This is a genomic window from bacterium (assembly GCA_035549195.1).
GTDB lineage: Bacteria > Oederibacteriota > Muellerivitia > Muellerivitales > Muellerivitaceae > DASZRK01.
The window spans coordinates 59,134-83,838 of record DASZRK010000002.1 but is presented as its reverse complement, the minus strand read 5'-3'; the positions used below and the strand labels follow the sequence as shown (position 1 = coordinate 83,838).

Sequence of the window (24,705 nt, the reverse complement as noted above, 5' to 3'; positions counted from 1 at the left end):
TTATCCGTCTGTTTGGACGTCCTTTTCGGCCAGGAAGTGTCGTAGGTTCTCCTGGAGCAGGCGCCGGGCCCTGGAAAGGCGGCCTTTGACCGCGTCCAGGGAACACTCCAAAACCTTGGCGATCTCCTGGTATTCCAGGCCGTCCACTTCCCGGAGGGTCAGGATGGCCCGGTAATCCTCGGGCAGGGTGGAAAGGATCTTGCCCGTCAGGTCCCGGTTCTCGGCCTGGGCCTCGGCCAGGGGGGGAGCGGCCAGGAAACGGTGGATGGATTCTCCCTCGTCCTCCAATAAAGCGTCCAGCGAAAAGGTCTTGCGGCGGTTGCGCTTGCGCAAAACATCGAGGCAATGGTTGGCGGTGATGCGGTAGAGCCAGGTGGAGAACTGGGAATTCCCCTTGAATTTGGGCAGGTTCCGGTAGGCCTTGATGAAGATGTCCTGGGCGGCCTCCTCGGCTTCCGAGTGGTTCTGGAGCATGGAGAGGCAATAGCCCATGACCTTCTTATGGTATTGGTGGATCAGGTCGCCATAGAGGTCTTTTTGGCCCTGGAGGATGAGCGTTATCTTTTCGGCGTCGGTCAAGGAAGATTTCCTGTCCTGAAGGTCTCCGTCATTAGACGATGGAAAGGGCCCAAAGGGGTGCGGGGGCAAACCCACCGGACGATTTTCCCACGGAAAGGGCCCATTGGGGACCTTGGGCGTGGTTTTCGCCCCGCCCCAAGCGGCCCTGGGCGGTCCTTCCGCCGGGGCCTTTGGCTATAATGAGCGCCCTTGCCCCCAAGGAAAAGGCCCCCATGACCCCCCAAGAGAAAAAAGTGGTCGGTTTCCTCGTGGTGATGGCCCTGTTGGGCGTCCTTCGGCTTGCCCTCCAGCCAAGGACCGTCCAAACTCCCGGGTCGGAAGCCTCCTCCCAAGGCAGGCCATGACCCTCTCGAAAGGAATCCTCCTTGTCCCAGATCATCTCCCTCAACGGTAAATGGAGCTTCATACGCCTGGCCGAGTCCACCTTGGACAAAAGGTCCGTCCCCCTCGCCAAGGCGAAAGGGAGGGTCATCCAGGTCCCCTCCAACTGGTACCTGCAAGGTGAAGAGTTCGCCGGGGAAGCCCTCTATGAAAGGGAGTTCAAGGCCCCTCTATTAAAGAAGGGACAGGCGGCCTTCCTTCGGTTCAAGGGCTCGGACTATTTCACGAAGGTCGAGCTGAACGGCCAGCTCCTGGGGAGCCACGAGGGCTATTTCCAGACCTTCGACCTGCACGCCACCCACGCGCTCCGCAACCAGAACCAACTCAAGGTCCGGGTCGAATCCCCCAAGGAGAACCGCAAGGTCTGGCCGCATAACAAGCACCTGATCAAGGGCATCTTCAACCACCACGACGCCCGGCCCGGGAGCTGGGACGTGGAGCGGGGCCAGGACCTGAACACCGGCGGGCTCTGGAACGACGTGGAACTGGTGCTGGTGGACCAGGTGCTGCTCAAGCGCATCCAGGTGGATTCGGTCCTGCTCAAGAACGGCCAGGCGGTGGTCAACTTCAAGCTGACGCTGCTCAACGTGGCCGAGGCCGGGACCTATGACATCCGGCTGGACCTGGAGGGGGTGGGGTTCCCCACGCGCCTCAAGACCCAGAAGAACGTGCACCTGCAACGGGGCCAGACCGAGGTGCAGGTGAGCCAGACCGTGGCCAAGCCCCGCCTCTGGTGGACCTGGGACCAGGGCCAACCCAACCTTTATCAGGCCGCGATCCAGGTCCATGATTCGGCCACGGGCCATGTGGTCGAAAAGGGGAAGGTCCGCTTCGGCATCCGTTCCATCCAGGTCGAACCCGGCTGGAAGTTCAGGCTGAACGGGCGGCCCTTCTTCCCCCGGGCCACCAACATCATCCCCACCCAGTGGCTTTCCGAATACACCCAGGACAAGATCGCCCGGGACGTCCGGATGATGCGGGACGCCAACCTCAACGGGGTGCGGGTCCACGCCCACGTGAACCGCGACGAGTTCTATTCGGCCTGCGACGAGGCCGGGATCTTCGTCTGGCAGGATTTCGCCCTGCAATGGAGCTACGAGGCCACCGACGCCTTCACCCGCAACGCCCGCCGGCAGGTCAAGGAGATGGTCCGCCTCCTTTATAACCATCCCTCCATCCTGGTCTGGTGCTGCCACAACGAACCCTCCCACAACCGCGAGGTGCTGGACCCGGTGCTGGAGCGGGCGGTCAAGGAAGAGGACGACAGCCGTTACGTGGACGTGGCCAGCGATTTCAAGCTCCACCCCTACCCGGGCTGGTATTGGGAGGAGTCGGTGGTGAAGGACGCGCCCGGCAGCATCACCGCCGAGAGCCCCTTCTATTCCGAGTTCGGGGCCCAAGCCCTGCCGGACCTTTCCACCCTCAAGAAGATGTTCAAGCCCGCCGATCTCTGGCCCCCCAAGTGGAGCGAATGGGCCTTCCGCGACTTCCAGTATTTCCAGACCTTCAACGTGGCCAAGGTCCCGATGGGGGATTCGATCGAGGAGTTCGTGAGGAACAGCCAGGCCTACCAGGCGAGGATCGTGAAGGAATACATCCAGAGCTTCCGGCTCAAGAAGTACAAGCCGGTCACGGGCTACTTCCAGTTCATGTTCGTGGACTGCTGGCCTTCCATCACCTGGAGCGTGGTGGATTATTACCGCAAGCCCAAGCCGGGCTACGAGGCGCTCAAGACCGCCTCCCAGCCCCTGCTTCCCGTCTGGCGGGCCCATATCAGCCAATACAACCGGGGCGACGTCTTCAACTGGGGCGTGTCGCTCCTCAACACCCTGCAGGTGGTCAACGACCTGCCGACGGCCTTCAAGGGCCTTTCGGCCGAGGCCAAGGTGGTGGCCTCCAACGGGAAGGTCCTTCACCGGGACAAACGTCCCTGCGACATCCCCGCCGATTCGGTCGTCCAACCCTTCGAGGCCAAGAAGCGCTACAACCACATCAAGGGTTTCAAGGTGCCCGGGAACGCGCCCTTCGGGGAATACCGGGTGGAGGTATCGCTCTCCAAGGGCGGCAAGGTGCTGGCCCGGAACGACTATCGGTTCCAAGTCGTCCCGAAGAAACACTGAGAAAAAGGAAGAGCGAGTGGACCGCCAAGACGCCAAGACGCCAAGGAAAGATCGGAAGGAAGGATCCTTTGGGAGGGGCCGGGATGGGGAACCCCGTTCTTGGAAAGCCGTTCTTGGCGGCTTGGCGGCTTGGCGGTGGACCTGCCTTTTCATCGCGGTTCCGGTCTTCGCCGTTGCGGCGCCGTTGGAGGTCTTGAAAGAGGTCCCCTCCACTTTCGTCTATCCCACCAACGGGTTCCTGCCCTTCAACATCCACCGGGGGACCCAGACCATGCTTTCGCTCATGCTCCCCGGTTGTTCCTTCGACGATCCCCGGGGGGTGGCCTGCGCGCTGCTCAAGAGCGACCACAACCCCCAGGACCCCAACAACGACGTGGTGGTGACCTGCATCGGGGTCAATTCGGGGGCCGGGGAGATCGTCTATAACGTGGGGCTCAAGGACATCCGCCGCTTCGGCAAGACGGGCCATGGCGAGGGGCAGTTCTTCCATCCCACCGGCGCCGCCATCCATCCCGACGGCCGGGTGGCCATCGCCGACACGGGCAACAACCGGATCTGCTTCCTGAAGCACGACGGGCTCCGCATGGCCTGGGTCAAGACGGCCGGCAAGGCGGGGAACGCGCCGGGCCACTTCGCCGGTCCCATGGGAGTGGCCTTTGATTCCCAGGGGAACCTCTATATCGCCGATACCGGCAACGACCGCATCCAGGTCATGACCCCCTCGGGGCGCTTCCGGGTGCTTCCCACGCCCCGGTTGGAGGGCCCCAGCGCGATCGCCGTCATCGACGCCCACGAGGCCTGGACCTTCTACCCGCAGGGACCCTACGCCGACCGGCTGGCCGTCATCGACCGCCAGGGCCGGCGCCTTCAGACCCTCAGCCTGGCCGGGTCGCCCCTGGCCCAGGCCGAGGCCGCCGCGATCCCCGACGGACCGGTCAAGCTCAACGATTGCGCCTTCGATTATTTCGGCAACGTGGTGGCGACCGACGGCCTCAAGGACTGCCTGCGCAAGTTCGACAAGGACCTGCATTACCTGGTGACCTTCGGGGGCCCGGGTGGGGACGACTTCCAATTCAACGAACCCCGGGGCATCGCCATCAACCACCAGTTCGGCCAGGTGCTGGTCAGCGAGAAGGACAGCGTCCAATATTTCTGGAACGGCGCCGACGCCCTGGACCCGAAGGTGGAGCTCTCCGGCACGGGGTTCCGGATCCCCTTCTTCCTCACCGAACGGGCCCTAGTGACCGCCCAGGTCCTGGACGGGGCCGCCCGTCCCGTGACCACCTTGGCCCTCAAGCAGGACCTGGAGTTGGGCCGCCAGGAACTGGACTGGACCCCCGACCCTTCCGTCGTCTCGGGCAACTATTCGCTGCTGCTCCACGTCATGGCCACCTATTCATCCCGGGACCGCATCGAGAAGCAGATCTCGATCCCCTTTTCCTACATCAAGTAGGCCCCATGTCCCGCTCCCTGGTCCTGGCCCTGGCCCTTTTAGGATGGATGACCGGTTGCGGCCCCAAGCCCGCGGGCGACGGCCAGAAGCCGGTGGTGCCGCTGGCCGATTACACCCAGGCCCGCAACCTGGCCAACGCGGTGGCTTCCGACCTGCTCCAACAGGACATGAAGGACCTTTTCCAGCGCCTGGACCCGGGTTTCCACATGGTGGTCAAGGATGAGAAGGAACTGGGGGACCATATCGGGCAGATGGACAAGATCTACGGACGCCTTTTGGACTTCCAGTTCAAGGCTTCCGAGACGGGCCTGCGCCAGGACGGGGTCTGGCGCCGGGCTTCCCGCTCCTTCCTTTACGCGACGAAGACCACCAAGTACACCTACGGCAAGTATTTCCTCCGGATCGAAGTGGTCCCCGCCTATGACGGCCGGGGTCCCATCGTCGTGTCCGGTTTCGGCTATTTCACCTTCAAGGACGGGATCGTCCCCGAGAACCTCAAATAGGGCCGACGGCGAAAAAGCCATCGAGCCACCGATGCATGGGATAAAACCACCCGGAAGGGTCGGATGGATCGTTTTTCCTGGACGTCCTCCCTGTGCATCCCATGTATCTGTGGCTAAATGGCTGTTGGGACGTTCGTTCTTCTTGGAGAGGTATTTTTCCTTCATTTGAGGCCTATCCGTGGATCGAAAGTGGATCTTGATCTTAGCCGGTGTCCTTCTCCTCCTGCGCGCCTGGCAGGCCCGGACGGACCTTCGGACCCAGTCCGCCCTTTTTCCCAAGCCCACCAAGGGTCTCTTCAAGCTTTGGGTCCGGGAAGAGCCCCAGGTCCTTTTCGAGCACGCGCCGGGGGGCCACGAAACGGGCCGAACCCGGGGCGTTTACGATCCTCAAGTACGCGAGGTCCGGGCGGTCTGCCAATTGGTCTCCCTGAACGGCCGGCCCTTGCCCCCGGTCAAGGTGCGGGCGGCCTTCTTTCCTGCGCCGGGCCGGTCCCAGGCGGTCCTTTCCTACGGGGATGAGGTGGAGGTCGAGGGCAAGGTGCAGGCGCCCGCTCCGCCCCTGAACCCGGGCCAGTTCGATTACCCCAAATACCTGCGGGACCAGGGCCTTCTTTATGTGCTCTATGGCGCGCCGGGGAAATGGCAAAGGACCCCGGCCCCTCCCCGGGGCTGGTTCCTGCCGCGTTGGGCCGCTTCGCTGAAGCGCTGGTCCCTGGACACCCTTGATGCCGACCTGGAGTTCCCCGAGAACGCCCTCCTGGCCGGCATCCTGCTGGGGGAGCGGTCGCCCTTGCCGGAGGACCTGGTGCGGTCCTTCTTCCTCACCGGGACCATCCATATCCTGGCGGTCTCGGGCATGATGACGGCCTTCCTGGCCGGGCTCTGTTTCCTGGTGCTTCGCGCCCTGCGGGTGCCCCGCAAATGGGCGGCGGGCGTGACCCTGCCGCTGCTGCTCCTTTTCACCCTGGTGACGGGCGCCCATCCGCCGGTCTGCCGCGCGGCGGTCTTCTCGGGGCTGGCGCTGCTGGCCCTCCTGCTGGAACGCAAGGTGCACGGGGGAACGCTCTTGCTCGGCACCGCCTTCTTCCTGCTCCTTCTCAATCCCTTGCTCCTGGAGGACCTGTCCTTCCAGATCTCCTTCCTGGCCACGGCGGGGCTCATGGTGATGGCTTCGCCCCTGCTGGAAAAACTCTCCTTCCTCTGGCGCCCCGCGGCCCTGCTGGTCACCGCCACCCTGTCGGCCCAGTTCGCGGTCTGGGTCCTGATGGCCGACGCCTTCAACCAGGTCTCGCTCTATTCGGTCCCGGCCAACCTGGTCGTGGTGCCCCTGGCGCTCTTCTCGGCGGCGGGCGGGGCGGCGGTGTTGGCCGGGTCCCTGATCCATCCGGCCCTGGGGCATTTCCTGGGCGGCGCCTGCGAGATGCCGCTCAAGTTCCTTCTCGGGGCCGCCGACCGGATGGCCGCCTTGCCGGGCGTGGAATGGGTGGTGGCCTCGCCGCCCGGGGGATGGGTCCTGCTCTATCACTTGTTCCTGTTGGCGGGGTTCTATTTCTACTGGCCCCGCCCCCGTCCCGTGGAGCCCTCCCCCCGATGGAAGGAGGGAATGAAAAAACTGAGGAGGGGACGCCGGTGGTTCATGCGGGCGGCGGCGGTCTTTCTTTGCGCCGCGGTCGCGGTCTTTCTTGGGGGAAGGTTGGAGCGGCAGCCCCTGCGGGTCACCTACCTGGCGGTGGGCCACGGCAACGCGGTGGTCGTCCGGTCGCCCCAGGGCCGGGTGCTGGTCCTGGACGGGGGCAAGGAGAACAAAGGCGCCGACCGGTTCAGCCCGCTCGTCACCTACCTGCGGCACGAGGGGTTGGACCGTGTGGACGGGGCCCTGCTCACCCATCCGGACGAGGACCACGTGGGCGGCCTTTACAACCTGCTGGGCGCCTGCCGGGTGGGCGAGGTCTTCGAGAGCGGCCGCAATCCCGCCCCGAGCTTCATCTACCGGCGCTTCGAAGGAAGGATCAAGGAACTGGGGATCCCGAAGAGGGAAGTGGAAGCGGGCGACCCGCTGGAGGGATTGGAGCCAATGGACCTGGAACTGCTCCATCCGCCCCGGGAATTCCATCCCCACCTCCATGCGGTCAACAACCTCTCCCTGGCGACCCTTTTGACCTTTCGGGGGGTACGGTTCCTCTTTCCCGGGGACCTGGAGAAGGAAGGCCTGCTCAGGCTCTTCAACGGGAACCCCGGACTGGCGGGGTTGGATTGGCTGATGGCGCCCCACCATGGCCGCCGTAGCGGCGAACCGGGCCTTTGCGCCAAGGACCTCACCCCCCGTTTCACGGTCCTGAGCGATTGGCGGGATTACGCCGACGATCACGTCCTTTTCGGGCGGGCCCGGCCCGGGGCCAGGGTGTTTTCCACCGCCCTGGACGGCGCGATCGAAGTGGAGGTGGGGGAGGGAGGAAAGGGCCGCTGGCGGACCTTCGAGGAAGGGAAGTGGCACTCTTTTTAGGGGTTATTCCCGATGGGGCTATTTCCCTTATTTTTGCCCCTTGATATAATTCCCCCCATGAAGTTTGTCCTACAAGATGTAGTGGACGCGGTGGCGAAAGCCACCAAACTTGCCCGCCCGGACGCGAAAGTCGTGGTCCGGAAATTGGTGTCCTCCATCCAGGAAGCCTTGGCGGAGGGTCAGCGCATCGAGATCCGCGATTTCGGTGTCTTCCAGACCAAGATGGTGTCGGGCAAGAAGGGCCGTGACCTCGCGCGGAACCTCCCCATCTCCCTCCCCGCCTACCCCAAGGTTTCCTTCAAGGCCGGCAAGAACCTCAAGGGGATCTTCCGTACGCTTCCCCCCGAAAAGGGACCGGTGGTTTCCAAGGACGGACAATTGGAAATGCCGTTGGCCGTCAACGAGTGAAGCGGCCCCTGTGACGCGGGTTCCCGGAAAAAGATCCGGGGATGGGATTGAAATCGTGGCTCGCCGTTCCAACCTTGGGTGCATCAAAGGGGGATGAATGTCCACCACCGTCCATTATTTCGGGAAGATCAAGAGCCAGGAAGCGCTGAGGGACCTCCAGGAGGAATTCCGGGATATCGCCCAGGTCAGCGGCTGGGCCCATGAGATGGTGGACCATGTCTTCGCCCAGGAAGGGGACCCGACCGGGACCCGCCTGACCCTGCGCGGCATCCGCCTGACCCTTTCCAAGACCACCTCCCCCATCCAGGTCACCTTCGACAAGGACGGCTATCTCTCCCATATCTATTACGAGAAAGCCCCCGCCGAGATGCCGGGCCAAAAGCCCACCGGGGCCCTGCGCCAGGTCCTGCACCAGGTCCATACCTGCACGAACTTGCGCCCGGGCGACGTCGCCTCCCATATCGCGCTGGTGAAGATCCTGGACTACCTCAAGAAACGCTACGTGCCCAACCTCGAGGTCATCGACAACACGGGCTACTGGTCCTCCCGGGACGAGTCGGTCCTGGTCCCCCGGCGTTTGGAACTGGCCAAGAAGTAAAACCCTCACCGCCCGGCGCCGAGCCGGGCCGACCCTTAAAACCTCCGGTCGTTCCGACTTGGAGGTTTTTCTTTTTCAGGACCGCCATGAGCAAGGGTTTTAAAAATCCATCGGGTCTTTCGTGGCGTCTCGGCGTCTTGGCGGTTCCGTTCCTCCTTTCCCCCCTTCTTGCCTCGACCTTCGAGGAGGACCTGGGAAAACTTTACGCCCAGGGGCAGTTCCGCCAGGCCGACGGGTTTTTAAGGGAAAGGATCGCCCGCGACCCCACGGACCAGGAGCTTTGGCTCCAGTTGGCCGAACTGCGAAAGAGCATCGGGGACGACGCCGGGGCCCTGACGGCCTACCGGTCCTGCCTGGAGAAGGGCGGGGACGCGAAGGTGCGGCTCGCCCTGGGGCTGACCCTCCTGCAGATGGGCCGTTCCCGCAACGCCGAAGCCTTCCTTTTGGAGGCGCGGAAGCAGGAGCCGCGGGATCCCTGGGTCCTTTGGGGCCTGGCCCAGGTGGACCATGAGAAGGCCCGGGTCGACAAGCGGCGCTGGTTCCGCAAGCGGGAGCTCGAGGAAGCGGCGGGGTTCCTGAACGACCTGGTCAAGATCAAGCCGCGCTTCGCCCCGGCCTATTGGCGGCTGGGGGAGGTGCTCACCCTCGCCGGCGACGACCAGGGGGCGCTGGACGCCTACCTGGCCCTCCTCAAGCTGGACCCCAGTTATAAGAAGGTCCATGGGCTCATCGCCCGGCTCCTGGAACGCCTCGGACGTTCCAAGGAGGCCCTGGAGCGCTATCAAAGGGCCATGCAGGTCGAGCCCCAGAACCAGGAATTGAAGGCCGAGGCCGCCCTGGTGGCCAAGGAACTGCCGGGGGAAGAGAAGAAACGAAAGGCCCTGCGCCTGGCCCAATGGAAGGACTACCAGCCCACCCCGGCCCCGCCCATCGCCCCGTCCCCCGTCACGGTGCGGGTCGGGCTCCTGACCGGCATGGGCCGGGTGGTGTTCCGGGGCCAGGGCGACCTCACGGTCTCGGTGGAAGGCCAGGGCCCGGTGACCCAGCTCCAGGGCGGAGTGGACCACCAATGGATCTACCGACGGGGTCGGAAGGGCCAAGCCGATGCCTGGGAGCTTTTGGACCGGAGGAACAAGCTGGTCCTCAAGTTCGACCGGCCCCTCCAGGTGTCCTCTCCGGACCCCGCCAAGGCCATCCTCATCCACGCCCTGCCCTCGGGCGCGGGCTACTTCTTCGCCAAGGAGGCCGAGGACCGGGCCTACCGGGGGACGATCGAGGTCCGTCCCGAACCGGGCAAGGGTTTCTCGGTCATCGACCGGGTCGGGCTGGAGGACTATTGCGCGGGGGTCATCCCCTCGGAGATGAATCCCTCCTGGCCCATGGAGGCCCTCAAGGCCCAGGCGGTGGCGGCCCGCAGTTACGCCATGACCCGCATGGGAGGGCACGCCTCCCAGGGGTTCGACGTGGTGGACACGGTGGGCGACCAGGTCTACCGGGGCATCACGGCCGAAGTGGCCCGGTCCAGCGAGGCGGTGCGGCAAACGGCGGGGATGGTGGTGAAGAAGGGCGACCACATCCTCAAGACGGTCTTCTCGGCCGAGTGCGGCGGCCACACCCAGGACTACCAGGAGGCTTGGGGAGGGCATGAGCCCGTGGTGGGCGTGCCCGATTTCCCCGAGCGCTACAACCGGGACATGGAATTCCCCCCTTCGCCCCTCCACCTGAAGGAATGGGTGCAGGAGGACCGGGTGGCCTGGTGCCGCGTCCTCGAACTGCGGGGCTACAAGAACTACCGTTGGATCTCCATGATCGGCGCCCAGGAGCTGGAGGCCAAGGCGCCCGAGATCGGGCGGCTCAAGCGTCTCCTCGTCGAGAAACGCTCCAGCGCGGGCTGGGCCCAGGTCCTGCTGGTGGAGGGTGATCAGGGAACGAAGCGGGTGCGGGGCGACGCCATCCGGGGGTTCCTGGGGGGCTTGCGCAGCAACCTCGTCTGGATCGAGACCCAGCGCGACCCCAAGGGTTGGCCGCTGGAATACACCATCTATGGCGGGGGCTGGGGCCACGGGGTTGGCTTGTGCCAGGTCGGGTGCTATGGTCTTGCGCGGGCGGGCGAGGATTTCCGGGCCATCCTGCGGCACTATTTCCCCAAGGGTTCCGTCGAAAAGCTGGGACCTTGAACCATGGTCGAACCACAGAGAGCTCAGAGAGCACAGAGAAAAAATTTGAAAAAGCAAAGCCCCTGGATCGATTTGCCGAAATACCCAAGAGGATTTTCCCTGAGTTCTCTGTGCCCTCTGTGGTTCAAATGGCCTCTTCTTTTGGTCGTTCTCCTGGTTTTGCCGTCGTGCTTCGGGTTGGACCAGGAGATGGGCCTCACCGAAGTGTCGGATGTGGAGGCCCGGCAAGGACCCATGGGCACATTGGGCGACCCCGCGCCCCTGGACCCCTTCAAGCGCTACGACCTGGTCCTGGCGGCCAATGAGTGCCGGGTCTTTTCCTTGAAGATCCCCGCCAAATGGACCTGGAAGGTCTCCCTTACCGTCGCCAACCGCGAGGAGAGCCGCCGGGGCCAATTGACCGCCGATATCCTGCCCAAGGATGGCGGCTGGGCTCCGCTGGCGGGCACCTACCTGGACAAGGACTTCGACCTGGGCCGGGAAGGCCTGGCGGTCAGCCTGGGGGTGGGCAACCCGGGGGATACTAGGACGGCCTTGCTCCAGCTTTGCCAGCACGGGGCGCCCCTGCGGGTGACCCTGACCTCCGAGATCTCGGCCACCAAGGCGCTGGTGGTCCCCCATTCCACGCCCAGCCTGCCGGAGAAGAACCCCTAAGGACCGCTCGAACCACAGAGATCACAGAGGCCACAGAGAAGGATTTTGTCTTTGACGAAGAGCCGGTGAAGACTTCAAATCAAAAAGGTCTTTCTCTGTGCTCTCTGTGCCCTCCGTGGTTAAACTAGTTTTATGCCCCTTTATTTCGCCTACGGCTCCAGCCTCCTTCGTGCCCAGATGGAGCGCCGCCTCATGGGCAACCGCCCCGTCACGCGGGCTTTCCTGAAGGGCTACCGCCTGGCCTTCATGGGCCATTCCACGGAGCGCAAGGGCCCCGTCGTCAATCTCCTGCCCGACCCCGCCAGCACCGTTCCCGGCACCCTCTATGAACTGGACGTCGTCATGATCCAATACCTGGACCGGGCCGAGGCCTGCGAGAAGGGGCTCTACAAGCCCTTGGACGTCGAGGTGGAAAAGGACGGCGGGGAAAAGGTGAAGGCCGTCTGCTATCAATTGACCCAAACGGACCCGCCTTTCGGCAAACCCAACCTGGGTTATCTGCTTCAGGTGAAGCAGGGTTACAAGGAATGGGGATTGGACGAGGGCATCCTGGAAGAGGCGGTGAAGACGAGCGAGGCGCGATCCGGAAAGTGAAGAGAGTGGATCGGCGCGAGTCCAACACGGGGAGGTATTTTGAAACTTAACAGATTTTTATTTTTGTCATCGATCATTTTAAACATCCCACTTTTTCTTGCTCTTGCCTGTTGGGTTACTTGGTTTATCACGTCGGCAGATATTTTATTATTTCCGATTTTGTGTATTTTTATCTATGGTCTCCCGACACTTGGAATTGGTTATGTTTGTTTATCTTTCTTGATTTCGGCAATTTCTTGGAACAAAAAACTAGACGTCATCGACAAAATAATACTTGGGGCCAATATTCTCGTTTCAGGATTCTTCGTCGCGACGTTTTTGTGGTGTCTAACGACCGGAAAGAGGGTTGATTTTTAGTACGGTATTTAAAAATTAACGAATTACGCTTGGAAATAACACGGTCTGGGGAGGCCCCTTGTTCTGCCGACGCTACAAGACTTGAACAAGGGGATATTGGAAGAGGCCGTGGAATACAGCAAGTTGAACTCCCGGGAATAAGTTAAAATAAGGTCATGAAAAACAAGAATATTTACGTCATCGCGGGTCCCAATGGCGCAGGAAAGACGACTTTCGCCAGGCAATTCCTTCCCCAATGATGCTTTTCGACAATTCCGGCTCAGTCCCGCTTTTGGTCGCCAAAGGCCGGAACGGGAATGTCGAAGTATTCCATGAGGACCTGTTCGACAAAATTCAGGGTGAACGAGGTGGGTCATGAAAAAAAGGATGTCCTTGCAGGATAAAGCGGAAGCGGCCATGAAAAAGGCCGTTCGGCAGGTGGTGGAGGAACATAAGAGATCCGGTCGTCCCCTGGTGATATGGAAGAACGGGAAAGTGGTACGGGTCCCCGCCGGATCGCTCAAATAGAAGTTGGGACCCGACCTGGGTTATCTCCTTCCCGTGAAGCAGGGTTACTAGGAAGGGGAATTGGACGAGGTGGTCAATGGGAGTGAACGAAGGAATGGTGGATCCGGAAAATTTCGAAAAATGGGTTCGGTTCGCTTTTGATCGGAAAGTCCATCCTCGCCATAGGTCTAAATACTCGGATCAACCTAAAAAGGATCGTGGGAAGGATTGGTATTTTCAAGATAAGTGGAGTCGTCAATACGACCCAAAGGTCCTTGTTCGTAATGTGATCCGTCTTTTCTCCCGTCCGAGTAATTTCGATCGTTTTAGCGACGATCAAGTTAATCAGGGTTTGTATTATCTGGCTTTTGGCGCCAACCTGCCTGATGTGCTCACTAATAAGTCCGTTCCCTTGTCCCTTCGAGTGAGATGTGTCGAATCCATGGGGGAGCTCTATGCCGGGGTCTTTGAGAAAAGAGAAATAGAAGATTCTGCTTTTATGTGGTGGGATTGGTTCGAAGGAGTGCCGCGTAACTGGAAGAGAGGGCCGCTGACCGCGAACGGAAAAGCTCTTTTAAAGGCGATGCTGGATACTTTGGAGGGGATATTAAAACTTAAGAATCATTATTGTCTTCGCGGTGCCCTACACGGTTTGGGACATCAAAAAACAGTGAGGAGCAGGGCCATTATTCAACGGTTTTTAAGGCGGAACCGGGATCTCGATCTTCATTTAAAAATATATGCTCGTGAATGCGCGACCCGAAATATTGTTTAGAAAGGTGTTCGCTTGTTCTGCCGACGCTGCAAGATCAAGATGCGGGAACAGGCCCATTCGGCCCATAAAAAGCGCAAATTCGTCTGCCCCCAATGCGGCGCGGCGCGGATGATGGGCGGCAAGGAAAAACCCCGTGACCGCCGCCTAAAGCACTTGGATTAAGGATCCCCAACCTGTAGGTCACCCTCATCCCGGCCTTCTCCCCTCGAGGGAGAAGGGGTTCTTGATCTTGGTTTTGGCGGATGTCCTGAAAGGGTTTGGGATTTCTTCGCGGACTTCGCGTCTTCGCGGTGAAAAAGCCGTCCTGGTTTTGCCTTCTCCGTGGCTCCGTGGTGAAGCCGTTGTTCCTTGTGAAATATTTCCCAAACTTCGACATCGATTTCCGCTTTTTTCACTCACGTGCAACCAGCCCCAAATCCAAGGGGTAAAGGCATGACCCTGCTTTAACGTCGGTTTTGATTGGGGTCCTTGACGCCTTGGGCCTACCCTCTATCTGAAGGTCCCATTGGGTTCTAGTGGTACTCCCGCCAAGCCCCTTTCGAGGGACGCGGCAGGCCGCCGGGGACGGGGCAACCTTCGCCTTCTGCAATAGGAGGTGCGGTCATGGATCAAGGCGCATCCAGCCTCGGTTCCGTCATTCTGTCCGTCCTGTTGTTCCCGACGTTCTTCCAACAACAAGTGCTTCAATTCGCCTGGGGGGCGCAGGATCCCTTGGGGCTGATGGTGGCCAAACGGGTCTTCCTGCTGCTGCCGGCGGCCGCCACCATGGTGTGCCTTTGGCTCACGGTGCCGTCGCTTTTAACGGTGGTGGTCCGCCAGAAGAGGGTGGAGTTCCTCAAGGCCTTCTGCGTCACCTGGTGGGACTACCTCAAGAGCGTCTTCGCCTATTGGGGCGGGTTCTTCAAGTTCCTGATAGTGCTGGTCTCGTCCCTCTACGGTCTGGCGCGGGTCATGGTGTTGGGGGTCTGGTTCATCGTTCAGGACATCCTGATGATCCCCTTCCGGCTGGTGCGCACGGTGGCCAAGGGCGTGTCCACACCCGGGGTGCCCTGGATCGCGGTGGTGATGACCTTCGCCTGGTGCCTGGTGGAGGCGGTGATCTTCACCTATGTGATGACCCCCCTGGTGCTCGACACCCTGGCCAACATGACCGGGGGCGAGCTCTCCGAGACGGCCATCCGCATCCCGCTCTTCCTCTTCATGTTCTTCCTCATCATGGGCAGTTACGCGGTGCTGGCGGCCTGGTCCAAGGCCCTGGAAAGCCGGGACATCCCCACCATCGTGAAGATCAGCCTGGTGGAATGCGTGGCGGCCTTCGTGGAGGTGCTGTTCCTCTACCGTGAACTGGTGGATTCGCTGGTGCCCTGGTTCGCCCAGCACACCTCCAAGGACTTCGACCTGGGCATGGGCGGGACGCTCTTCATCGGCTTCCTGGCCTGGCTGGGGGTCCGGGGCATGACCTGGTTCCTCTTCGGGTCCCACGGGGTGCCCATCCTGACGGCCATCATCCAGGGAACGGGCCTGAAGAAACCCGAGGGAGGGGTGTCGGCGAAGATGGACGACGCCTTCGCCTATACGACCGCCTTCTATTATTCGGTCAAGAGCGACATGGATTACCTGCGGGAGAAGGGGGATGAACTGCTGGGGGCCTTCCTTTTGCCGCCCATGCAGGTGGTCTCGGCCACCGTGAACTTCTTCATCCTTCTGATCATGTCCCGCCACCTCTTCGACCTGCCCTTCAAGAGCTTCCGCGACATCATGCGCTCGCGGGAATTGCTGCAGGCGAAGCCCGAGATCGCGCGCAAGCGGTCCGGCAAGGCGAAGGCGGCGCCCTTGTCCGTCGTGCCCGACAGCACCCACCAGGAGGCGCGGCCATGAGGACGGCAAGGATCACGGCCCTCGGGGCCCTGGCGCTGTTCGTGACCATGCCGGTCTGGGGCGGGTTCTTCGACGACAAACCCCAACCCCGGCTGGTGATGTTCATCGGGGTGGACCAGAGCGGGTCCTTCCTCAAGGGGCCGGATTTCGACGACTCCATCCAGTTCCTGTCCCATTACATCTATGGGCACCTGAAGGGCCTGGAGGGGATGACCCAGCCCGCCGCGCTCTTCGTGGGGTCCATCGGAGGGGACAAGAAGGGGGAGCCGAAGGTCTTCTTCCCCATCGAGACCTTCCAGGACAAGACGCCGGAGGAGATCGAGGCGAAACTGCGCGAGATCTTCCCGAAGGACCACGTCGATAAGTACACCGACTACAACGCCTTCTTCCAGAAGGTGACCGAGATGGTGAAGGACCGCAACATGGTCCTCAAGCCCCTGGCGGTGGTGATGGTCAGCGACGGGATGCTGGACGTGCCGGGCAACCACGGGCGGCACGACTTCCGGGGCATCGACCTTTCGCCGCTGGAGAAGCTCTCCCGCAACGTGACGGTCCGCCTCCTTTATACGGACCCGACTGTGGGGAAGAAGTGGGAGGGGCAGGTGCCCCGCCGGCGCGTGAAGGTCTGGACCCAGGAGGCCCCCGTCATGGAGACTTGGAAGGATCCCAAGATCTACAACCCCGACGGGCCGATGGAGAAGCAGGACAAGTTCATCCGCTGGGTGAAGAACAACGTGGACTTCGGGGTGCGGATGAAACGGGTGGATTAAGGTGGTTCGAACCACAGAGGGCACGGAGAGCACGGAGGATCTTTGGGGGAATCTTGAATGTCCTCCTGCCTAAGGCCTAGGTTCTTCTTGGTGACCTTTGTGTTCTCGGTGGTTCAAAAGGTTCTAATGGGTCGGAAGGAAGTCCTTGGGGCGTCGGGAGCGCCAGGAGGGGCAAAAGGCTAGGAACCCCGGGCCGAAAGGGGTTTCGTCTTCGACACTTGCCCTCCCCGGCGCGCCCGGTGCCCCAAGGCCCGAAAGGGTTTTGTCGGACCTTTCCGGGAAGTTAGACTGGAGGCCCTCCCTTTCTATGAAGGGGAGGGCCTTTTTCATTCCAGGAGGTCTCCCATGTCGAACGAATTGGCCCAAATGCAGAAGCTCCGCCGTTTCCTGGTCGCCCTGACGGTCCTGAACGTGACCTGCGTCCTACTGGTCTTCCTGGGCGCGCCCTTGCGCTCCGCCTGGGCCGACTCGGACGGGATCTTGAGGGGCCGCGGCCTGCAGATCGTCGACCAGCAGGACCGCATCCGGGCCGCCATCGCCGTGCTCCCCGCCGACCCCAAGGTCCGAATGCCCGATGGCGGCACCCTGCCGGACACGGTCATCCTGCGCCTGATCGACCCCCAGGGGCGGCCCGAGGTGAAGCTGGTGGCCAACGAACAGGGCGCGGGCTTCCTGGTCATGGGACAGGACGACAAGACCTTCGTGCGGATGAAGGGCCTGGGCTCCCAGAGCGCCATCGAGATGTCGGACAAGGCGGGGCACCAGAAGACCCTGGAACCCTAAGGGAAGCGCCGTGGAATTCTCATCCAAGATCCAGTCCCTCATGGCCTTCGCGGGCCAGGCCAGGCCCCTCGACCGGTTGGAACGGGGCCAAGCCCCGGCCATGGCGGCCAAGGCGGTGGCCGCCTCGGGGCTCAAGCCCTTCGTGCAGGGCGCGCTCTTCCTTTACCTTGACTGTTTCGACGAAGCGCATAATGTGGCCAATGACCACGAGGGGAGTTGGCAAGGCAACTGGATCCATGCCATCCTGCACCGGCGGGAGCCCGACGCCGGCAATTCCAAGTACTGGTATGCCCGGGTGAAGGCGCCGGACAGCGCCTACCGGGCCATCGGCTGGTCGGTCCTGGAGATCCTGGAAAAGGACCCGCCCAAGGACCTCGTCAAGCTCCGGGACCGGGTCCACAAGTCCTGCCTCTGGGAACCGGAGACCTTCGTGGACCTTTGCGACAAATACCGCAAGGAGGACCCCGCCTCCGTGCCCTACCGGGTGCTGGTGCGCCTGCAGGAGACCGAATGGTCCGGCCTGCTGAATTCATTTTTAGGAGCGGAAAATGCAGGGAAGTGATGCCGTTCATGTCGTGGCCGTCTGCGTCGTCGAGAAGGATGGCCGCGTCCTTTTGATGGAATGCCAGGACAAGGCCAAGGGTGGGACCTATTACCGCCCCTTGGGGGGCCGGGTGGGGTTCGGCGAGCCCGAACAGCAGACGGTGCGCCGGGCCTTCCGCGAGGGGATCGGGGCTGAACTGAAGAACCTCGAATCCTACGGCCAGATGGAGAGCCCCTTCCCCCTGACGGGCGAGTCGGGCCACGAGATCCTCATCATCTTCCGGGGCGACCTGACCGACCCCGCCCTCTATGAGGCGGCGGAGCGGCCCATCCTGGAAGGGGGCAGGACGCTCGGCAAGGCGGTCTGGGTGCCCTTGAAGGACCTGCACGCCGGCAAGGTCCCGCTCTATCCCGAAGGGCTGCTGGAGCTCATGGAGCTTTGAGGCGGTCATATCGGTCGTTCTTGATGATCTCGTCGTGGTCATCCCGAGGATCCATGCGAATAAAAAATCCACTGATCATTTTTTTCCTCATCGTGGGTCGAATGATCGGCCACGCCGAAAAAGTCCCGGACCTGGAACGGGGGATGGCCCGTTACGACGGCCACTTTAAGAACATCGCCGCTTTTTTACCCCGAACCACGGAAAAACAACGGATCCAAATCCATTTGGCCATCCTGGAAAAGAGGTTCCGGGCCGGAAGGGTGAGGGGACTTTCAAAAGAACAGAGGTCGAATCGGCTCCATCTTATGGACCTCCTGAGGGATTACCGGGAAGCCGGGAAATTCCCGGAAAATCACCGGTTCCTCAAAAGGACGCCGGAATTCATCGGCGACAATGGCGCGGTCTGCGCGGTGGGATACCTGGTCGAGAAGACGGCAGGCCGAAAGGCCGTGGAGACCATCTCCCATTTGGAAAACGAAGCCCTTGTCATGGACATGAAAAATCCATTGCTCCCGCCATGGCTCCGACAATGGGGTTTGAGCTGCGAAGAGGCGGCCATGATCCAGCCGCGATATTCATTTGTGCCGACGGGTTTTTCCCCTGTGACCCAAAGGGGTGTTTCCGTGGCCCCGACCCTTCCTTTTGAGTCGGCCAAGTTCCGGGCCGAAAAGGGGGACCCCGATGCCGAGTACCAATTGGGCCGCTATTACTTGGGTGGGTACCAGGAGTGGGAGGGCTACACCGACGACAATCGGGAGAAAGGCTTGGAATGGATCAAGAAGGCCGCCCAACAGGGATGGGGTCCCGCCGAGAACGAACTCGGATCCTATTTTGAAACGGGTTATGCATCAGGCAAGAAAGTCCGTGGGTTGAACAAGGACCTGGCGGAAGCGAAGAAATGGTACGGATTGGCCCGGGACCATGGGGACGTGAGCGGCGCTAATGCCTATGTCCATCTTGAGACCGAGAACGATCCAGTGACTTTCACGGGTTTGTTGGGGAAGAGGATAAAGACGGGACCGGGATCGATGACCCTTCCCCTGGATAAGGAACGGATCGCTTATTTTGTGCCGGATGAGCCCCTCCCGGTTCCCGGGGGATGTTATAGGCGGATCTTGGTCTATTGGGACCAGGATATTCCGGACCAGCAAGCCTATCTTCGGATCGTCGGGCGTCTTCATTGGGTTTCCGGCTTTCCGCGTGTCGAAGTCGGGTCCTTTGAGAAGGCGGATGGAAAACCCGGGAATGAGGAAAATGCGCTTTGCCTGTTGAAGGGCCAGGAACCGGACCGGATCGCGATCCACTTTCAAAACGGCACTTCCTTGGAGGAGAGAACAAAGGTCCTGGCGAGATTTGGAGCGGACGATGGGTCCTCGGACGGCTTGAACCCTGATTACTTCTTGAAGGTGACCGGTGGAAATGCCGATGGGATCATTGCGCGGTTGAAGGCGGACCCGACGGTCCAATCCGCCACCAAAGTCCCATTAAGGCAGGGGCCGGTAGCGTATGGTGAATGGGCGAGTTGGAACCCGGCATCGAAATAGTTCGGACCCGCCCGAAGGATGCTAAACTGAGGCCGTCCCGGATCCCTGAAGGAAACCCATGATCTACTTCGACCACGCCGCCTCCACCCCCCTCGACGAGAGGGTGCTGGAAAAGATGCTCCCTTATCTAAAAGAAGAATACGGCAACCCCTCCAGCGTGCACGCCCTGGGCCGGGAAGGCCGCGCCGCCCTGGAGCGAGCCCGCGACGAGATCGCCAACACCCTCAACGCCGACCCCAAGGAGATCGTCTATACCAGCGGCGGCACGGAGGGCATCAACGCGATCCTGAAGGGCGTGGCCTGGGCCCACGAGGGCAAGCCCCGCCACATCATCCTCTCCGCCGTCGAGCACCATTGCGTGCTGGACTGCGCCGACTGGCTCACCAACCACGGCGTCTCCGTCACCACGGTCCCCGTGGACTCGGAAGGCTTCGTGGACCCCAAGGCCGTCCAGAAGGCGGTCCGCAAGGGCGAGACCCGTCTCATCGGCCTGATGGCCGCCAACAACGAGGTGGGGGCCATCCAGCCCTTCCGCGAGGTGGGGGCCTTCGCCCGGGAGAACGGCATCCTCTTCATGACCGACGCGGTGCAGGCCTACGGCAAGCTCTCCCTCGACACCCAGCGGGACAAGATCGACTTCCTTTCCGTCGCCGCCCACAAGATCTACGGGCCCAAGGGGGCCGGGTTCATCTACCAGCGCCGGGGCGTGGAGCTGGTGCCCCTCATCCACGGCGGGGGCCAGGAGAAGGACCGCCGGGGCGGGACCGAGAACGTGGCGGGCATCGTGGGCATGGCCGAGGCCGCCCGGCTGATCCATTCGGACCCTACGGAGATGGGCCGCCTCAAGGTCATGGGCGAGATCTTCCTGGACGAGGCCCGTAAGATCTTCCCCGACCTGAAGCTGAACGGCCCGGCCGACCCCGACCGGCGCCTGCCCGGCCTGCTCAACGTCACCCTGCCCGGCCTGGACGGGGAGAACCTGGTGCACAGCCTGGACGCCAAGGGCTTCGCCGTCTCCTCGGGCGCCGCCTGCGCCGCGGGCTCCGCGCCCCCCTCCCACGTGCTGGCCGCCATGGGCCGTTCCCCGAAGGAGGCCAAACAGGGCCTGCGCCTGAGCTTCGGCCGCCACAACACCGGCGACCAGGTGAAGCAGTTCCTCAAGGCCCTGCCCGAGGTGGTCCAGGGCCTCAGGATGATGTCCTCCCTGTTCGAGGACGACAAATAAAAGGAACGTCCTCGAACCACAGAGGTCACGGAGGACACCGAGGGAAGATCGGTCGGGGCTCGGCCTCAAGCCGTTATCTTTCCCCGGGAAGGGGTCTTCTCTGTGATCTCTGCGCCCTCCGTGGTTCGATCGTTTTTTAACCCGCTTGAAAAACCGCCGTCCCTGTTAAAATGCCTGCGTTCCATCCCCGTGGGAAAGGCCAGCCCTTGTTCAGCAGCAAATTAGGCGTCCGGGTCCTCGCCACGGTCCTGTTTTCCATCCTCTTCATCGCGTTGGTCATCGGCTTCCTCGCCGTTTCCCGCCAGAAGGAAAGGGTCCAGGGCCGGCAGACCGAGGTCCTGGCTTCCTCGGTGGCCCTGGTGGACAAGACCATCCACAACGCCGTCCGCCACTCCCGCAACCAGGAACTGGCCGACCTGCTGGAGGACCTGGCCTCCCGTTTCCAGGCTTCCTCCTATATCCTCGTGGACCTCAAGGGCAAGCCCCTGGCCGAGAAGGTCCGCGTGGAGGGCTACACCCCCCACCCGGGCAACCCGAAGGAAGAACTGCCCCGTATCGAGTCCCACATCGCCCCGCCCTCCCAGTTCCTTCCCGGCGGGACGGTGCGCTGCCTTTTCCCGCTCCATGACGGCGCCGGGGCGCTTTCCGGCGGCCTGGAGATGGAGCTCCCCTTGAGCCTCCTGGACCCCGAGTCCCAGGAAAGGGTGACCGAGACCCTCTGGACCCTGGGCGGCGTCACCTTGGCGATCCTGCTCTTCGTGACCCTCATCCTTTGGCCCACCTTCAACTATTTCGTCATCCGGCCCATCCATGAGATGGGCGCCGAACTGGAACAGCTCTCCCGGGGCGACGCGGACCTGACCCTGCAGGTGCGGGTGAGCACCCACGACGAGATCGGGGCCATGGCGGGCTCCTTCAACCAGTTCCTGGGGCGCATCCGGGCCATGGTGCTCCGGATCATGGAACATTCCGAACACCTCACCGAGCAGGTCCAGTCCATGAGCCACTCCACCGCCGAGGTCTCGGCCATGAGCGAGGACGTGACCACCACCGTCCAGCAGATCGCCAAGGGCGCCGAGGAACAGGCCGCCAAGATCGCCGAGCTCAACCAGCTCATGCAGGAGACCCAGGACACCATGCGGGAGGTGGAGCGCAAGGCCCATGAGACCTCCAACGCGGTGGACCGCGCCACCCAGACCGCCAAGGCCGGGGGCAAATTGACCCGGGACGCCATCGGCCGGATGGCCAGCGTGAACGACATCATCCTCCAGAACTCCACCATGGTGGAGAAGCTGGGGCAGAAGAGCCGGGAAGTGGGCCGGGTGGTGGAGATCATCTCCCAGATCGCCGAGCAGTCGAACCTGCTGTCCCTCAACGCCGCCATCGAGGCCGCCCGCGCCGGGGAACAGGGGAAGGGCTTCACGGTGGTGGCCGACGAGATCAAGATCCTGGCCGAGGGCTCCAGCAAGGCGGTGCAGGAGATCACGGGACTGGTCCAGGAGATGCAGGAAGAGACCACCCTGGTGGTGGATTCGATGAAGAAGAGCGCCCGGGAGGCCGAGGGCGGCAAGGAGGGCATCCGCCACATGGAAAGCACCCTCACCGACATCGTGGGGGTCATCGAGAACGTGATGGAGCACAGCCAGAAGATCACCGAGATGATCAACGCCCAATCCCAGCGTTTCGCCAAGATCGCCCACTCCATCCAGGACATCAACGCCGTTTCCGAGGAATCGGCCGCCTCCACCGAGGAGGTCTCGGCCTCCACCGAGGAACAGACGGCCTCCATGGAGCAGGTGAGCGCCACCTTCAAGGAACTGGCCGCCATGGCCGAGGAACTGAAGGGCATGGTGGAGAAGTTCAAGATCCGCTAACCGCATAAACCTCTCACCACAGAGAGCACAGAGAAGGCTTTTGTTGGCCTGATTCCTTTCCACCCGACATCCAAACCATTTATTTTCCGCCGTTAAAACCCATTTTTATTTTTCTTTTCTCTGTGTACTCTGTGCTCTCTGTGGTTCGAGACTGCCTTTCAAGGAGCTTTCATGCCATCCCCCCTAACCCTCGATCTTTCCTATATCTCTGACCTGGTCTCCGAACAGGACATCATCGCCCTTACCCCCCGGGTCGAGGCGGCCCTGAGATCCCTCCTGGAGGGCACAGGCCGCGGCTCCGACTACCTGGGATGGATCGACCTTCCCTTCACGGCCAAGAAGCAGTTGACCGCCCTCAAGAAGGCGGCCAAGGCCTTCGCCAAGTGCGAGTCGGTCGTTTCCGTCGGCATCGGCGGCTCCTACCTGGGCATCAAGTCCACCATCGAAGCCCTCGGCGGGTCCGATAAGGTCCATTACGCGGGCAACCATCTCTCACCCACGGCGCTGGCCAAGCTGATGAAGGACCTCGACCCCAAGAAGACCGGGATCATCGTCATCTCCAAGTCGGGCACCACCACCGAACCGGCCGTCGCCTTCCGGATCCTCAAGAGCTGGGTGGAGAAGGCGGTGGGGAAGAAGAAGGCCAAGGCCCGCATCGTGGCGGTCACCGACCAGTCCAAGGGCGCCTTGAAGGGCATGGCCGACGCTGAAGGCTACGCCACCTTCGTCATCCCCGACGACGTGGGCGGCCGTTACTCCGTGCTCACCCCCGTGGGCCTGCTTCCCATCGCGGCGGCGGGCTACGACATCGCCAAGCTCCTCAAGGGCGCGCAGGACGCGGCCAAGGTCATGAAGTCCACCGACTGGAAGGCCAACCTCTCGGCCCGCTACGCCGCCGCCCGCTACCTGCTCTCCACCCAGGGCAAGACCACCGAGGTGCTCGCCAACTTCCGCCCCGAACTTCATTACGTCAGCGAATGGTGGAAACAGCTCTACGGCGAGTCCGAGGGCAAGGAAGGCAAGGGCCTCTTCCCGGCCAGCGTGGACCTGACCACCGACCTGCACTCCATGGGCCAATACCTGCAGGAAGGCCAGCGCAACCTGATGGAGACCATGCTCTGGGTGGCGGACGAGGACCAGGATGTGGTCATCCCCAAGGACAAGGACGACCGGGAGGGGCTGAACTTCCTGGCCGGCAAGAAGCTTTCCTGGGTCAACGAGCAGGCCTTCAAGGGCACCGCCGTGGCGCACCGGGACGGGGGACTTCCGGTCATCCGCCTGACGATGAACGAACTTTCCGAATACTCGCTCGGCTACCTTTATTACTTCTTTGAGATGGCCTGCGGCATCTCGGGCACGCTCTTGGGGATCAATCCCTTCGACCAGCCGGGGGTGGAGGCTTATAAGAAGAACATGTTCGCGTTGCTGGGCAAGAAGGGCTTCGAGAAGCTGGCCGCGGAGCTCAAGGCCAAAGGGGTATAGCTCTTCTTTTCACCGCCAAGACGCCAAGACCGCCAAGAAGGATCGACCTTTTGGCCGTCTCTTAAAAAGGTCAAATCCCTCCGATGTGAAATCCGGAGGATTCCATAAAACTTGGGGGAATTGGTTTTTAAGGGGTGGGTTGTTCCATCCCCATCTACTTTTCTTGGCGGCTTGGCGGCTTGGCGGTGGAGCCATCGGGTCCGGCTTATGTTAAATCATTTGGGGGACCGATAATTCCTTTGACAGCACTAGGCCTTGGGTATATAACCTGCGTGTTAACAAAATGTAGTGTTAAATAACGATTTTTGCCCGCTTTTTTCCTAGTGGCTGGTCGTTCAACCGAACACCACATTTTGTGTCCTGAGGGAGCGTCCCATGGGGGAAGTACCGGGGCCTTCTTCGGGTGATTTTTAGAGGGGGATAACGGGGATCCGACCGTCGCGCGTCAACTACTGCCCTTCCAGCCTCGCACGAAACTTTCCGAACCACATCCACTACAACCTGGATTCCAGGACTGAGTTAACCCATGGTTAACCTCAGGAGGGAAATCTTGGCTCCGGGGGGGCCGGTGTTTT

General features: G+C 61.8%; 23 protein-coding genes. 22 read left to right on the top strand and 1 reads right to left on the bottom strand.

All coding sequences use genetic code 11. The features are described 5' to 3' along the window. Complete coding sequence (locus VHE12_00435) at positions 1-579, bottom strand: RNA polymerase sigma factor (GenBank protein HVZ79245.1); 579 nt, start codon at positions 577-579, stop codon at positions 1-3. A 212-nt stretch (positions 580-791) separates the two neighbouring features. Here VHE12_00435 and VHE12_00430 point away from each other — a divergent pair, with 212 nt between their 5' ends. From VHE12_00430 to VHE12_00325, 22 genes are all read left to right on the top strand, one after another. After that, entirely contained in the window at positions 792-923 is a 132-nt protein-coding gene (locus tag VHE12_00430; protein ID HVZ79244.1) for a hypothetical protein, read from the top strand. A 21-nt stretch (positions 924-944) separates the two neighbouring features. Next, complete coding sequence (locus VHE12_00425) at positions 945-3,080, top strand: glycoside hydrolase family 2 TIM barrel-domain containing protein (protein HVZ79243.1); 2,136 nt, start codon at positions 945-947, stop codon at positions 3,078-3,080. 16 nt (positions 3,081-3,096) lie between these two features. Next, entirely contained in the window at positions 3,097-4,533 is a 1,437-nt protein-coding gene (locus VHE12_00420; protein HVZ79242.1) for an NHL repeat-containing protein, read from the top strand. Between the two features lie 5 nt (positions 4,534-4,538). After that, positions 4,539-5,036: a hypothetical protein gene (locus VHE12_00415; GenBank protein HVZ79241.1), complete on the top strand. Its 498-nt coding sequence runs from the start codon at positions 4,539-4,541 to the stop codon at positions 5,034-5,036. Between the two features lie 196 nt (positions 5,037-5,232). After that, complete coding sequence (locus VHE12_00410; GenBank protein ID HVZ79240.1) at positions 5,233-7,539, top strand: ComEC/Rec2 family competence protein; 2,307 nt, start codon at positions 5,233-5,235, stop codon at positions 7,537-7,539. Between the two features lie 57 nt (positions 7,540-7,596). Next, positions 7,597-7,947 carry an HU family DNA-binding protein gene (locus VHE12_00405; protein ID HVZ79239.1) on the top strand — a complete coding sequence of 117 codons (351 nt, stop codon included), beginning with the start codon at positions 7,597-7,599 and terminating at the stop codon, positions 7,945-7,947. Positions 7,948-8,044: 97 nt separating this feature from the next. Beyond that, positions 8,045-8,545, top strand: a complete 501-nt coding sequence (locus VHE12_00400) for a hypothetical protein (GenBank protein ID HVZ79238.1) — start codon at positions 8,045-8,047, stop codon at positions 8,543-8,545. Positions 8,546-8,682: 137 nt separating this feature from the next. Then, complete coding sequence (locus VHE12_00395) at positions 8,683-10,722, top strand: SpoIID/LytB domain-containing protein (protein HVZ79237.1); 2,040 nt, start codon at positions 8,683-8,685, stop codon at positions 10,720-10,722. Between the two features lie 141 nt (positions 10,723-10,863). Next, positions 10,864-11,376 (top strand): hypothetical protein, encoded by a 513-nt coding sequence (locus VHE12_00390; GenBank protein ID HVZ79236.1) that lies wholly within the window; start codon positions 10,864-10,866, stop codon positions 11,374-11,376. Positions 11,377-11,508: 132 nt separating this feature from the next. Then, positions 11,509-11,970 carry a gamma-glutamylcyclotransferase family protein gene (locus VHE12_00385; GenBank protein ID HVZ79235.1) on the top strand — a complete coding sequence of 154 codons (462 nt, stop codon included), beginning with the start codon at positions 11,509-11,511 and terminating at the stop codon, positions 11,968-11,970. Positions 11,971-12,681: 711 nt separating this feature from the next. Then, on the top strand, positions 12,682-12,834 hold the full coding sequence (locus tag VHE12_00380) for a hypothetical protein (protein ID HVZ79234.1): 153 nt from the start codon (positions 12,682-12,684) through the stop codon (positions 12,832-12,834). A 76-nt stretch (positions 12,835-12,910) separates the two neighbouring features. Further along, positions 12,911-13,588: a hypothetical protein gene (locus VHE12_00375; protein HVZ79233.1), complete on the top strand. Its 678-nt coding sequence runs from the start codon at positions 12,911-12,913 to the stop codon at positions 13,586-13,588. A gap of 12 nt (positions 13,589-13,600) precedes the next feature. After that, the gene (locus VHE12_00370) at positions 13,601-13,750 is read left to right on the top strand and encodes a hypothetical protein (GenBank protein HVZ79232.1); all 150 of its coding nucleotides are present in this window, start codon (positions 13,601-13,603) and stop codon (positions 13,748-13,750) included. Positions 13,751-14,191: 441 nt separating this feature from the next. Then, the gene (locus VHE12_00365) at positions 14,192-15,466 is read left to right on the top strand and encodes a hypothetical protein (GenBank protein HVZ79231.1); all 1,275 of its coding nucleotides are present in this window, start codon (positions 14,192-14,194) and stop codon (positions 15,464-15,466) included. Then, positions 15,463-16,236 carry a hypothetical protein gene (locus VHE12_00360; protein ID HVZ79230.1) on the top strand — a complete coding sequence of 258 codons (774 nt, stop codon included), beginning with the start codon at positions 15,463-15,465 and terminating at the stop codon, positions 16,234-16,236. The genes VHE12_00365 and VHE12_00360 overlap by 4 nt, the downstream gene beginning before the upstream one ends. Positions 16,237-16,581: 345 nt before the next feature. Next, positions 16,582-17,019 carry a hypothetical protein gene (locus VHE12_00355; GenBank protein ID HVZ79229.1) on the top strand — a complete coding sequence of 146 codons (438 nt, stop codon included), beginning with the start codon at positions 16,582-16,584 and terminating at the stop codon, positions 17,017-17,019. 10 nt (positions 17,020-17,029) lie between these two features. Further along, entirely contained in the window at positions 17,030-17,581 is a 552-nt protein-coding gene (locus VHE12_00350) for a hypothetical protein (protein HVZ79228.1), read from the top strand. Continuing rightward, a complete protein-coding gene (locus VHE12_00345; GenBank protein HVZ79227.1) occupies positions 17,568-18,005 on the top strand; it encodes an NUDIX domain-containing protein in 438 nt (145 codons plus the stop codon). Before VHE12_00350 ends, VHE12_00345 begins: the two co-directional genes overlap by 14 nt. A 92-nt stretch (positions 18,006-18,097) precedes the next feature. After that, positions 18,098-19,549, top strand: a complete 1,452-nt coding sequence (locus VHE12_00340) for a tetratricopeptide repeat protein (GenBank protein HVZ79226.1) — start codon at positions 18,098-18,100, stop codon at positions 19,547-19,549. A gap of 58 nt (positions 19,550-19,607) precedes the next feature. Beyond that, on the top strand, positions 19,608-20,774 hold the full coding sequence (locus tag VHE12_00335; protein HVZ79225.1) for a cysteine desulfurase family protein: 1,167 nt from the start codon (positions 19,608-19,610) through the stop codon (positions 20,772-20,774). Positions 20,775-20,980: 206 nt separating this feature from the next. After that, complete coding sequence (locus VHE12_00330) at positions 20,981-22,648, top strand: methyl-accepting chemotaxis protein (protein ID HVZ79224.1); 1,668 nt, start codon at positions 20,981-20,983, stop codon at positions 22,646-22,648. 171 nt (positions 22,649-22,819) lie between these two features. Beyond that, a complete protein-coding gene (locus tag VHE12_00325) occupies positions 22,820-24,130 on the top strand; it encodes a glucose-6-phosphate isomerase (protein HVZ79223.1) in 1,311 nt (436 codons plus the stop codon). Positions 24,131-24,705 lie beyond the last annotated feature (575 nt).

Excerpts from the sequence above, each read along its gene's own strand:
- VHE12_00325 (HVZ79223.1), top strand. The coding sequence starts at position 22,820 with ATGCCATCCCCCCTAACCCTCGATCTTTCCTATATCTCTGACCTGGTC.
- VHE12_00365 (HVZ79231.1), top strand. The coding sequence starts at position 14,192 with ATGGATCAAGGCGCATCCAGCCTCGGTTCCGTCATTCTGTCCGTCCTG.
- VHE12_00360 (HVZ79230.1), top strand. The coding sequence starts at position 15,463 with ATGAGGACGGCAAGGATCACGGCCCTCGGGGCCCTGGCGCTGTTCGTG.
- VHE12_00430 (HVZ79244.1), top strand. The coding sequence starts at position 792 with ATGACCCCCCAAGAGAAAAAAGTGGTCGGTTTCCTCGTGGTGATGGCC.
- VHE12_00380 (HVZ79234.1), top strand. The coding sequence starts at position 12,682 with ATGAAAAAAAGGATGTCCTTGCAGGATAAAGCGGAAGCGGCCATGAAA.
- VHE12_00405 (HVZ79239.1), top strand. The coding sequence starts at position 7,597 with ATGAAGTTTGTCCTACAAGATGTAGTGGACGCGGTGGCGAAAGCCACC.
- VHE12_00355 (HVZ79229.1), top strand. The coding sequence starts at position 16,582 with ATGTCGAACGAATTGGCCCAAATGCAGAAGCTCCGCCGTTTCCTGGTC.
- VHE12_00375 (HVZ79233.1), top strand. The coding sequence starts at position 12,911 with ATGGGAGTGAACGAAGGAATGGTGGATCCGGAAAATTTCGAAAAATGG.
- VHE12_00345 (HVZ79227.1), top strand. The coding sequence starts at position 17,568 with ATGCAGGGAAGTGATGCCGTTCATGTCGTGGCCGTCTGCGTCGTCGAG.
- VHE12_00335 (HVZ79225.1), top strand. The coding sequence starts at position 19,608 with ATGATCTACTTCGACCACGCCGCCTCCACCCCCCTCGACGAGAGGGTG.
- VHE12_00400 (HVZ79238.1), top strand. The coding sequence starts at position 8,045 with ATGTCCACCACCGTCCATTATTTCGGGAAGATCAAGAGCCAGGAAGCG.
- VHE12_00385 (HVZ79235.1), top strand. The coding sequence starts at position 11,509 with ATGCCCCTTTATTTCGCCTACGGCTCCAGCCTCCTTCGTGCCCAGATG.
- VHE12_00415 (HVZ79241.1), top strand. The coding sequence starts at position 4,539 with ATGTCCCGCTCCCTGGTCCTGGCCCTGGCCCTTTTAGGATGGATGACC.